The 11,186-nt window shown below is 66.6% G+C and carries 11 protein-coding genes and 1 pseudogene; 6 read left to right on the top strand and 6 right to left on the bottom strand.

Annotated features, from left to right (window positions below):
• Positions 1–544 (top strand): NAD(P)/FAD-dependent oxidoreductase (locus GRX66_RS11990; protein WP_159526773.1); only part of this gene is annotated, 544 nt, incomplete at its 5' end.
• Between the two features lie 165 nt (positions 545–709).
• Here GRX66_RS11990 and GRX66_RS11985 read toward each other — a convergent pair.
• Genes GRX66_RS11985 through GRX66_RS11970 form a run of 4 tightly spaced genes read right to left on the bottom strand, consistent with a single transcriptional unit; the run spans position 710 to position 4,759 of the window.
• Entirely contained in the window at positions 710–1,567 is an 858-nt protein-coding gene (locus GRX66_RS11985) for an ABC transporter permease (RefSeq protein ID WP_159526772.1), read from the bottom strand.
• Between the two features lies 1 nt (position 1,568).
• A complete protein-coding gene (locus GRX66_RS11980) occupies positions 1,569–2,477 on the bottom strand; it encodes an ABC transporter permease (protein ID WP_159526771.1) in 909 nt (302 codons plus the stop codon).
• On the bottom strand, positions 2,474–3,565 hold the full coding sequence (locus GRX66_RS11975) for an ABC transporter ATP-binding protein (protein ID WP_159526770.1): 1,092 nt from the start codon (positions 3,563–3,565) through the stop codon (positions 2,474–2,476). Before GRX66_RS11975 ends, GRX66_RS11980 begins: the two co-directional genes overlap by 4 nt.
• A 36-nt stretch (positions 3,566–3,601) precedes the next feature.
• A complete protein-coding gene (locus tag GRX66_RS11970) occupies positions 3,602–4,759 on the bottom strand; it encodes an ABC transporter substrate-binding protein (protein ID WP_159526769.1) in 1,158 nt (385 codons plus the stop codon).
• Positions 4,760–5,068: 309 nt separating this feature from the next.
• Between GRX66_RS11970 and GRX66_RS11965 the strand changes: the two genes are divergently transcribed.
• Complete coding sequence (locus tag GRX66_RS11965; RefSeq protein ID WP_325064083.1) at positions 5,069–6,619, top strand: SLC13 family permease; 1,551 nt, start codon at positions 5,069–5,071, stop codon at positions 6,617–6,619.
• 26 nt (positions 6,620–6,645) lie between these two features.
• Here GRX66_RS11965 and GRX66_RS11960 read toward each other — a convergent pair whose 3' ends face one another.
• On the bottom strand, positions 6,646–7,299 hold the full coding sequence (locus tag GRX66_RS11960; RefSeq protein WP_159526768.1) for a potassium channel family protein: 654 nt from the start codon (positions 7,297–7,299) through the stop codon (positions 6,646–6,648).
• Positions 7,300–7,510: 211 nt separating this feature from the next.
• On the opposite strand from GRX66_RS11960, the gene GRX66_RS11955 reads away from it, so the two are divergent.
• The 4 genes from GRX66_RS11955 to GRX66_RS11940 all read left to right on the top strand — a co-directional run bounded on the left by GRX66_RS11955 (position 7,511) and on the right by GRX66_RS11940 (position 10,730).
• Positions 7,511–8,965: an APC family permease gene (locus GRX66_RS11955; RefSeq protein WP_159526767.1), complete on the top strand. Its 1,455-nt coding sequence runs from the start codon at positions 7,511–7,513 to the stop codon at positions 8,963–8,965.
• 60 nt (positions 8,966–9,025) lie between these two features.
• The gene (locus GRX66_RS11950; RefSeq protein ID WP_159526766.1) at positions 9,026–9,679 is read left to right on the top strand and encodes a potassium channel family protein; all 654 of its coding nucleotides are present in this window, start codon (positions 9,026–9,028) and stop codon (positions 9,677–9,679) included.
• A 341-nt stretch (positions 9,680–10,020) separates the two neighbouring features.
• The gene (locus tag GRX66_RS11945) at positions 10,021–10,512 is read left to right on the top strand and encodes a hypothetical protein (protein ID WP_159526765.1); all 492 of its coding nucleotides are present in this window, start codon (positions 10,021–10,023) and stop codon (positions 10,510–10,512) included.
• A gap of 26 nt (positions 10,513–10,538) precedes the next feature.
• Complete coding sequence (locus GRX66_RS11940) at positions 10,539–10,730, top strand: hypothetical protein (RefSeq protein WP_159526764.1); 192 nt, start codon at positions 10,539–10,541, stop codon at positions 10,728–10,730.
• 197 nt (positions 10,731–10,927) lie between these two features.
• Here the strand turns inward: GRX66_RS11940 and GRX66_RS11935 are convergent.
• Positions 10,928–11,186 (bottom strand): annotated as a pseudogene (locus GRX66_RS11935) (hypothetical protein); the annotation flags it as partial.

The following is an 11,186-nucleotide window of genomic DNA, read 5'->3' as shown; positions in this document are numbered from 1 at the left end:
CAGTCGCGCGGACCGCGTCGTCGCAGCGGCCGGCCCGTGGAATCGCCGCCTCCTCGCGAGCGCGGGCATCACCCTCCACGTCCGGAATACGCGGGGGCCCATGCTCGTGGTGGGCTGGAACGGGCACGGCTTACCAGCCCTGTTCCACGAGGAGAGCGGCGTCTACACCCGGCAGAACGCCGACGGGACGCTGTTCGTCGGTCGCTTGCCAGGGCAGTACGCGGACGCGAAGGTCCTGGACCCGGACGCGGTGTCGAACGGGGTTCCGGACTCGCTCCGCGACACCTGTCTCTCCGAACTACGCCGACTCCGTTGGGACGTCGGCGACGCGCGCGTCGAGCAGGAATGGATGGGCGTCCGCTCACATACGCCCGACGGCGACCCGATCATCGGCACCACCGGCGTCGACGGCCTCTCGGTCGTCGCGTTCAACGCCAACGGCATCCAGTACGCGCCCGCCGCCGGGCGGATTCTCGCCGCCCGGGTCGACGGGACGGACCCGAACCTGCCGACGGCGGGCGTCGCGTTCGAGCGATTCGAATGAGAGCGCCCCCTGGAGCGCCCCCACAGACGAATCCCACCCTCGCCGTGGAGCGCCCCCCAGAGTCGATTCCAGAACTCGCGGTGGAGCGCGCCGTCCCGCTCGCCGGGCGGGACGGCTGCCCGGGCCGCTCCGGACGTCCAGCGAGAACTGCCAGGTGGACCGGGCTCAGGTCTTCAGGACCCAGCGCCTGATCCCGAGCACGATCAGCGGGACGAGGATTGTCACGACGAGCATCACCGTCGCCAGCGCGTCGATCTTCGGACTGATGCTCGTCCGCAGCATCGAGAAGATGACGACCGGAACCGTCGTGGTGGTGCGTTTCACCCAGAACTGCGTCGCCGTGAACTCACCGAAGGAGATGACGAACACGATGACCATCGAGGTGATGATGGACGGCGAGATGATGGGGAAGGTGACCTCCCGGAACGTCGTCAGCCGGTCTGCGCCCAGCGTGCGCGCTGCCTCCTCGAGCGTCTCGTCGAACAGGTAGAGCTGGCTGCGGATGATGAGGAACGCGTAGGGCAGACCCAGCAGCGTGTGCATCACGACGAGCCACCCCAGCGACCGGGGGATGCCCGCCTGACCGAAGAAGATGGTCGCCGCGACCCCGACGATGATCGGCGGGATGAGCAGCGGCGACAGCAAGACGATGACCAGCGCGTCCTGCATGCGGAAGTCGTTGCGGACGAACCCCATCGCCGTGAGCGTGCCGATCAGGCCCGCGCCGAATGCGGCGGCGACGCCCACCTGTAGGCTGTTCAGGAGTGCGCGCAGCATCAATTCGTCTGCGAGCAGCGCCTCGTACCAGCGGATGCTGAGCGTCTGCGGCGGGAAGTTACCCAGCCGCGAGGGGTTGAAGGAGTTGATGACGATGACCACCAGCGGGAGGATCATCATCACGTAGACGGCGACGGTGACCGCTCGGATGAGGTTCCACTTGACGCGCGAGGATATCGTGACCCCGAAGTAGCCGCGCTCGGCGTCGACGTCGGTCTCGCCCGTGGTCGCGTGATCGGTCGCCATCTCAGGTCGCCCCCGTTTCCAGTGCTTCTTCGAGGTCGACGCGTCTCGTGAACAGGTACAGCAGGAACGCGATGATGGCGAAGTAGATGATCGACAGCGCCGCCGCGAACGGCCAGTTGAAGTCGAGGATGAACACCGTCTCGATGACGGGCGCGATCATCCGCGTGTTCGGACCCCCCAGCAGCGTCGGCGCGAGGAACGCGCCGGCCGAGATGATGAAGACGAACAGGACGCCCGAGACGATGCCCGGCAGGGACTGCGGGAGCGTTATCTCGCGGAACGCGCGGAAGTCGGTCGCGCCGAGCGTCTTGGCGGCGTGAATCTGGTCCTCCTCGATGGCGCTGACAGAGACGTAGACGGGCAGGATCATGAACGGGAGGAGGCTCACCGTCAAGCCGAGGATCATGCTGAAGTTCGTGTACATGATGTTGAGCGGCGACCCGATGACGCCGAGGCTCAGGAGCAACTGATTCAGCACGCCGTTGTTCGAGAGCACGATGATCCACGCGTAGGTGCGGATGATGAAGGGAACCCAGTACTGGAGCACGACGAGACCGAGCAGGATCCACTTCCAGTCGGTCTTCGAGCGGCCCAGGAAGTATCCGGCCGTGTACCCCAGCGGCAGCGATAACAGCGTCACGACGAATCCGTAGACGAGCGACTCGAAGATGATGTTCTTGTAGACGTCGGCGTTCCAGAACCGCTGGTAGTTCTCCAGCGTGAACTCGTAGATGACGTTCCCGAAGTCTCCGGGGGCGGAGAAGCTGATGACGAGAATGACTGTCATCGGCAGGAATAGGAACAGGAACACCCAGCCGATGCCCAGTCCCGGCGAGACCAGGAAGCGCACCCAGTCGTTCTCCATCACCGCGTCCTTGAGTTCGGGGAGTCTGGCGCGTCCGGTGCTCATGGTTGGCTGTCGTCCGCGGGCAGACAGGTGACGTTCTCGGGTTCGATGTACACCGACACCGCGTCACCGAGGGTGTGGAACGTCTCCGTGCTGTGGTCCGCGATGTGGCTCACTTGGACGGTCTGCCCGATCTTCGGCACCTCGATGAAGTAGTTGATGTCGCGCCCGCGGTAGTCCACTGACTCGATGATTCCCTCGAGGACGTTCTCCGTCGGCGCGCTCCCGTCGACGAGCTTCAGTTTCTCGTCGCGGAGGAACAGCGACGCTGGGTCGCCGTCGGCGAGCGACCCCGACGGCTGGACCTGCAGCTCGATGCCCCCGCCAAGTTCGGCAACCGCCTCGCCGTTCTGGCGGTGATACGTCCCTCGGACCTCCGTCGACCGCCCCAGGAAGTCCGCGACGAAGCGCGTCTGTGGGTTCCGGTAGACCGTCTCCGGGTCGTCGAACTGTTCGAGGTGGCCGTCGTTCATCACTGCTAGCTTGTCGCCCAGCGACAGCGCCTCGTTCTGGTTGTGGGTGACGTAGACCGTCGTCACGCCCGTCTCGTCCTGGATGCGGCGGAGCTCGCTCCGGATGGACGTGCGGAGGTTCTTGTCGAGGTTCGACAGCGGTTCGTCCATCAGGACGAGGTCCGGGTCGAACGCGATGGCGCGCGCGACGGCGATGCGCTGTTGCTCGCCGCCGCTGCACTCCTCGGGATACTTCTCCTGGTAGCCCTCGAGGTTGACCATCTCGAGCATCTCCTCGACGCGCTCTCGCTGTTCGGCCTTCGGCGCGCCGCGCATCTTCAGTCCGAACGCGACGTTCTCGAACACCGTCTTGTGCGGGAACAGGGCGTAGTCTTGGAACACGAGACCGATGTTGCGCCGGTACGCCGGCAGTTCGGTGATGTCCGTGCCCTCCAGTCGGATCTCGCCGCTCGAGGGGGTCTCCAGGCCCGTGATGCTCCGGAGGATCGTCGACTTTCCGCAGCCACTCGGGCCCACGATTGTGACGAACTGTCCCTCCTCGATGGACAGCGATACTCCATCGACCGCAACGAGGTCGCCGAACTCCTTTCTCAGGTTGTCTAGTTCCAGAAATGCCATTGTTCGGTGTGGGGTCCTGCTGTGGATCGGGTGTGGTTAGTTCCCACGCACCGACTCCCAGCGCTGGGACCACTCGTCGTTGTGTTCGTTGATGTACTCGACGTCGGGGAACTTCAGGCCCTCGCCGCCCTGCGGGTCGTAGTCGTAGAGGTTCTCGATCTCCTCTGAGGTGACCGACGTCGACGGCGGGAGGCCGAGTTTCTCGGTGACCGGCTGGAGGATCTCGTCGCGCAGGAGGAAGTTGATGAACTCCAGTACGGTCCTGCGCTTCTTGTCGCTGATCCCCTTGACGAGGGCGTGGTTCTGCGTGTAGCCGTACGCGCCCTCCTCGGGGATGGTGTAACTGAGGTGGTCGTTGCCGTCCTGAACAGCGCCGTAGATGACGTTCCCCCAGGCCTCGCCGACCCAGGCGTCCTTGGACGCGAACAGGCGCGCCTGTTCGTCGCCGCTGGTCCAGTTGGTCACGACGAGTTCCTGCTGTTCCGCGACGCGGTCCCAGATCTTCTCGATGGCCTCCTCGTAGGAACTGTCCGCGCCGATGTCGTTGGGGTCCATCCCCATCTCGAGCGCCGTCGTGAACACCCTGATGAAGCCGAACCCCTCCGGTGCGACGTGACCATCGTAGGCGGAATCCCAGCACGCGCTCCAGGAGGTGGGGTCGTCGAGCTCGTTGTTGTTGTACGCCATCCCGACGGTCCCGTAGGCGTGGGGGATGCCGTGGATACTGTCGCCGGGGTCGAACACCGGGTTCTTCAGGGGGTCGAGGACGTTGCTCTCGTAGTTCGGCACTTCGTCGGGGTCGATCGGTTCCCACACGTCGTCTTTCGTGCCGTTGTAGAGGGTAAACGGCGGCACGCTGGCGAAGTCGACCTCCGCCTGTCCCGCCTGGATCTTCGCGTAGCCGCTCTGCTGACTGCTGCGGAGGCTGACCTCGACACTCGTTCCGAACTCCTCTTCGAACGCGCCGAACGCCTCGGACTCGAGCGCGTCTAACATGGTGCCGCCTTCCATCTGGAGGACGATCTTGTCTGCGAGGTCGTCGCCTTGAGTGGTCGTGCCATCACCGTCCCCGCCGGTGCTGTTGAGGCAGCCTGCGATGGCGGACAGGCCGGTCCCCGCCGCGAGACCGAGCACCGCGCGTCTGCTACTCGTGGGCTCGTTTGCCGTACCGTCGTCTTCGTTGGTTCGTGCCATGCGATACCAATCCATAGAGTGGGGTATAAGATTGCGACCTCTCATGGAAGGGGGGTCGGCCGGCCAGATGGTGATTCCGCAGACAGACGTGGGTGTCTGCCCCGTTTGGCCGACTTGGTCCACGAGTACGGGTGTTCGTCAACGACCCGGGTGGCGGTCAATCCCCGACGGACTCGACGTCCTCCATCACTGTATCGGCGCGGGCGGCAGTGACGTCGAATCCGTCACCGCTGAACGAGCCTGTCGGACCACCGCGAACAGGTGGAACTAACTTGACAGAATATCGTAGGTACCGACGGGTCAAACCGGGTGCCGTCCACACAGACTACGCGACTCCTGACGATCGCCGCGGCCCTGGTCGTCACGGCCGTCGTCGCGACCGTCCCGACCGGCGCCTCGCTCACCGCCGGGGGACAGTACGCAGTCGCGACGATGGCGTTCGCGGCGATTCTCTGGATCACGGGGGCGATCCCGCTCCCGCTCACCGCGCTGCTCATCCCCGTCCTCCTGACGGTGTTCGGCGTCTATCCGGACTTCGGCGACGCGGTCGCGGGCTTCGCGGACCCGGTCATCTTCTTGCTGCTGGCGGGGTTCATGCTCGCGGAAGCGCTCCAGGCACACGAGATCGACCGTCGCGTCGCGTTCTCGATTCTCGTCTGGTTCGGGACGTCGGCCCGCGGCCTCGTCCTCGGCGTGATGGTCGCGACGGCGCTGCTCTCGATGCTCATCTCGAACACGGCGACGGTCGCGATGATGGTCCCGATCGTCCTCGGCATCGTCGAGAGCGTTACCGACCTGACGAAAACGGACGACCAGGACGGCTCTGCCGAGGCCTCGAACTTCCAGGTCGGGATGTTGCTCGGCGTCGCGTACGCGGCGAGTCTCGGCGGCGTCGGCAGTCTCATCGGCACGCCGCCGAACGCCATCGTCGTCGGCCAGTTGCGCGAGCTGGTCGGCGTCGAGATCACCTTCCTCCAGTGGTTCGCGGTCGGCCTCCCGATGGTGGTCGTCACGCTCCCCGTCGCGTGGGTGCTGTTGACGCACGTCGTCTATCCGCCCGAGCCCTACGACGTGAGCCAGGCGCGGGACCGCGCCCGCGACCGACTCCAATCGATGGGCGCCCTCTCGAATCGAGCGCGCCGCACTGTCGCCGTCTTCGTCGTGACCGCGTCGCTGTGGCTGCTCGGGGGGCTCGAGTTCCTCTTCGCCGACCTTCTCCCGTCCGACTGGGCCGTCACGCTGTTCGGGGGCACCGGAGCGAACGTCTTTGGCACCGCCGGACACGAGGGACTTCTGTTCTACGTGCTCGTCGGCGTGGCCGCGATTCCCGCGCTGGTCGTCAGCGGCGCGACCGAGTGGGAGGACCTCGTCGGCATCGACTGGGGGACGCTGCTGCTGCTGGGCGGCGGCATCTCGCTGGCGAACGCGCTGGCGGACACCGACGCCACGGTCTGGCTCGCGGACCTGACGTTCAGTTCCATCGAGGGCGCCACGCTCGTCGTCGTCATCCTGGTGATCGTCTCGCTGACCATCGTCGTCGGCGAACTCGCCTCCAACACCGCGATGGCCGCCATCCTCGCGCCCCTGCTCATCAACGTCGGGCCGGCGTACGCCGACGCGCTCGGCACGTCCGGGGAACTCGCGTCGGTCCTGCTGGCAGTGACCGGCGCCATCGCCGCCAGCTACGGGTTCGCGTTACCGGTCGCGACCCCGCCAAACGCCATCGTCTTCGGCGCCGGCTACGTCGAACGCGACCACATGCTTCGCGCCGGCGCGCTGCTCGACGGCATCGTCATCCTCCTCACGACGGCCGTCACGTACCTCCTCATCCGGTTTCTCTGGCCGCTGGTCCTGGGATGACACTCGCGTGTCCACGTCCGGGGCCGCTACCCCCGGAAGAGGTTCATGACCTCGTCGACGACGTCGGACTCCACGGCGAGAATGTACTGCGTTCCGGATTCGAGAACCGTGTCGGGGCCCGCCAGCTCCGTCCGGTCGGCCGTCGAGATGAGCAGGCTCCCCTCGGGAAGCGCGACGTCGTCGAGTCGCCGCCCCGCAACGGGCGCCGACTCCGTGACCGTCAGCCTGAGGATGTCGAGGTCGCTCGTCGGATATACGAGTGTCTGGACGTCGCTGCCCGTCAGCATGTCCGCGGCGTAGTCGCCGCCCAGATACTGGGGGAGAATCGTCGCGTCGACCAGCTCCTCGTACTCCTGGTCGCTGCGTGTTTCCGCCCGTGCCAGGGTCCGAATCGACGGCGCGAGCCGCTGTGCCTCCATACAGACCGCCAGGTTCGTCGCCGCGTCGTTCGTGAGGGCGGCGATCGCGTCCGCATCGGCCAACGCCGCCTGCTCGAGAATCGAGGGGCGCGTGGCGTCGCCGTGGATGACTGGCCCGATGTACGCGTCCGACAGCTCCTCGACGCGGTCCGGGTCGGCCTCGATCAGCACCACGTCGTGGCCCTGGTCGGCCAGATTCTCGGCAGTCCGCTTGCCGACTCGCCCCCCACCGGCGACGACGAACTGCTTGACTTGCGGCATGCCTGTCGTATTTCCGGACACGTCAACTTCAATAGGCTCCCTTTTCTCAATCGACAGGAACGATGGCGGCCGTAATCAGGACGCAAGACGACAATGAATGAGTGCACGCACCGTCGCTGGGGCGGGGGAATTCCCACGGGTGCTGTCGTCCCGTGAGTCCGTGTCCCGGGCACGTTCGAATCGCACTGGCTGCCGCACTACTCGAGCGTAGATGAGCAGTCAGCACAGATCGCCGTCTGCCGAACTCGGGCTGCTCGACGCGACGATGATCGGGATGGGCGCGATGATCGGCGCCGGCATCTTCGTGCTGACGGGGCTGGCGTCCGAGATCGCGGGACCCGCCGCAATCCTGGTGTTCGCGCTGAACGGCGTCGTCACCGCGTTCACCGGCCTGTCGTACGCAGAACTGGCGGCGTCGATTCCGCGGAGCGGCGGCGGGTACGCGTTCGTCAGAGAGATCTTCGACGACCTCGCCTCGTTCCTCATGGGGTGGATGCTCTGGTTCGCGTACATGATCGCGGGGGCGCTGTACGCGCTCGGCTTCGCGCCGAACTTCCTGGAGCTGTTGCACGTCTACGGGGTGGTTCCGTCGCCGGGCCAGGTCGGCGCGCTCGCAGTACCCGTCGTGGACGCGGCGGTTCCACCGGCGTTCCTGCTGGCGTTCGTGGCCGTCCTCGGCCTGGTCGCGCTGAACGCAGTCTCGACGGCGGCCAGCGGGAGCGTCGAGACCATCTTCACCGTCGTCAAGGTGACCATCCTGCTGGTGTTCGTCGGCTTCGGCGTCGCGTCGCCGCGATTCAGCGGCGCGGAGTTCCAGCCGCTGTTCACCGAGGGCAACGGCGTGACTGCGATCCTGCCCGCGATGGGCCTGACGTTCATCGCTTTCGAGGGGTACGACCTCATCACCACCGTCACCGAGGAGGTCAAGAACCCGCGCGAGAACATTCCGAAGGCCATCTTCTTCAGCCTCGCCGCGACGGTCGTCGTCTACATGGCCGTGGTCTCGGTCGCGATCGGAACCCTCGGGGCGGACGGACTCGCAGCGGCCGGCGAGGCGGGCATCGCCCAGGCGGCGACCTCGTTCATGCCCACCGGGCTGCCGGTCATCCAGAACGGCGGCGCCCTGATCGTCTTCGGGGCCGTGTTCTCGACGCTGACCGCGCTGAACGCGGTCGTCATCGCGTCCTCTCGGGTAGCGTTCTCCATGGGGCGCGAGGGCCAGCTCCTGCCGTCGTTCGGCCAGATTCACCACCGCTACGGGACGCCGTTCGTCGCGATTCTGGCCAGCGCCGTCGTGATGCTCGGATCGGTCGCCCTGCCGACCAAGAGCGCCGGCAACATGTCGAGTCTGTTCTTCCTGCTGTCGTTCATCGTCGTGAACGTCGCCGTCATCAGGCTCCGCCGGGAGCGCCCCGACATGAATCGCCCGTACGAGATGCCGTTCTACCCCGCCCCGCCGCTGATCGGAATCGCGCTCAATCTGGTGCTCGCGGGCGTCCTCGTCCGGTACCTGATCCGGGTCGACCCGCTCGCGCTCGCGCTCAGTGTGGCGTGGATTCTGCTCGGCGGAGCGGCGTACCTCGGACTCAATCGACTGAAACGCGGTCCGGACCGCGACCGACGAACGGACGTCGACGCAGACCAGGTCCCCGAGATCGATGACTGAACTCGCGAATCGCACTCGAACGACCGCACGCACGACCACCACACTCGAATGACCGAACCCATGACCGGAACACTCGACGTCGTCATCGCTGGCGGCGGGCGAGTCGGCTTCCAGACCGCCGAGTTGCTCGCGAACCGCGACCACGACGTAACGATCATCGAACAGGACGAACAGGTGGCGTCGGACCTCACCGACGAGTGGATGGCCACCGTCATCACCGGCGACGCGACCGACCCCGACATCATCGCGCAGGCGGGGCTCGAGCGCACAGACGTGATCGCGGCCCTGACTGGCCAGACTGGACTGAACCTCGCCGTCTGCCTGGCGGCGTCGGAACTGGTCCCCGGAATCCGGACGGTGGCGCGCATCGAGAACGGGACCGGCGAGTCCTACACGCGGTTCGTCGACGCTGTGGTCTTCCCGGAGCGTGCCGGCGCCCGCGTCGCCGCCAACGAGATCGCGGGCAGTGACGTCCAGACGCTGGCGGACGTGACCGGCGACCTCGACGTCATGATCATCCGGGTCGCGGACGGCGCACCGGCCGCCGGGCGGGACCTCTCGGAGGTCCGATTCCCCGCCGGAACCCTGATCGTCTCCGGCGAGGAAGGCAACCGCATCGCCCGCCCGGACACGACGCTGACCCCCGGCAGCCGCTACCTGGTCGCCGTCGAACCCGACGTCGTCGACGAAGTGCTGAACCTGATGCGGGGGTAGCGTCGACGCACCCCGGCGGCTGTCCGGGGTGGCGCACATCGACGCGGAACGGACGGCGCAGGTCTCGACGAGACCGGTCCCGGAAGACGAGACCGCTGTCGCTTCGCGTCACTCGGCGGGGACCGAGTGAGACTGGTGAGCGAGATAGCTGCGCGCGTCCCACGGAATCGGCTGGAAGGCAGGTGGTGACGAGTCGTCACAGACTGCGAGGCCTGCAGTCCCTGCCGAACTCGCACAAAATAGCTACACAATCCTCGGTGTCGTAGCCGTGCTACCAGGGGGCGACGACGCGACCGTCGACCAGCCCCCGAGACACGACCACTAGCAAGAGGTGTTCACACATGGCACAAGCGGGAACCGCGGAAATTGGCGACGGAGTCGAATACAGCACCGATCTCCGGAGAGGTTCCGTGCTGATGGCACTCGCGGGCGTGGCGTTCGTCGGGTACGGCGTCGCGTTCCTCGTGTTGAATTTCGTCGGGGGCGGCTTCGAGATCGGCGTGAGTCAACTCGACGGGGCGACGCCCGGAGACCTGAACCCGACCGTGGCGTACTACATCAGCCACTTGCACGTCGCGACGGGGGCGTTCATCATCTCCACGGGCATCGCGGTCGCAGGACTGTCGTGGTACGGCGTCCGCCAGCGGTTGTGGTGGGCGTGGGCGACCGCCATCGTGACGGCTGTCGTCGGGTTGGCGCTCGCACTGCCGATGCACTGGACGGGAGCGGCGTTCGCTCACGACTGGCTGACCCACCTCGGCCCCATCTACCTGGCGACGCTCGTCTTCGTCGTCGGCGCCGTGGTGGCCTACCGAGGGTTGCAGGCGTCATAGCCCGCACCCCGAGCGATTCATCCACGATGCTTCCAGGCTCGTCCACACTACTGCACGCGGGACAGGACGTGGCGTTCCTGACGTACCTGTATCGCGTGGTCGCCCACCTGGTCGCGTTCGGCGGCATCGCGGTCCTCGTCTACTCGCTGGTGCGCGGCATTGACGCGCTTCCGCTCCCGTTCGTGGCTGGACGCGATACCGACGAGTCCGAGCGATAAGAATCCCGTGCTGGCCCGGATTCGTCCTCGAAGCGCCGCGAAGGAGGGGGACTCGGTCGTCGTCGCCGCTTCGTCGGAGACCGCGTCCCCGTCAGTCGCCCGCGTGTCGTCATGCCCGGCTTCGTCAGTTTCTGCGACCCGACCCCGCCACAGCGTCGGTGGACGCGGCCCCGCAAACGGGGAGAACAGTCCGCCGCTCAGAGCTTGTCGGCGGCCTTCGCCTGGTCGGCCCGCTGGCGGGCCTGGTTCAGTCGCTTGCCCGTGGCCCGCGTGATGGTCTCCGGGAGGGACTCCGACGCCTCCGCCAGTCGCGTGGCGACGCGTTCGAGTCGTTCGGTCACCGTGTCGAGGCGCTGGTCGGCGCGCCCCCTCTCGCCGGCTTCGGCGGCGTCCGCGGCGCGCCGCGCGGCTTCGGCGACGGCGTCGAGCGCGTTCGCGAGCCCGTCCACAGCGTTC

Origin of the sequence: Halobacterium bonnevillei (genome assembly GCF_009831555.1) — an archaeon.
Classification (GTDB): Archaea; Halobacteriota; Halobacteria; order Halobacteriales; family Halobacteriaceae; genus Halobacterium; species Halobacterium bonnevillei.
The sequence above is the reverse complement of the archived record's forward strand: the minus strand, read 5'-3'. Positions and strand labels throughout refer to the sequence as shown.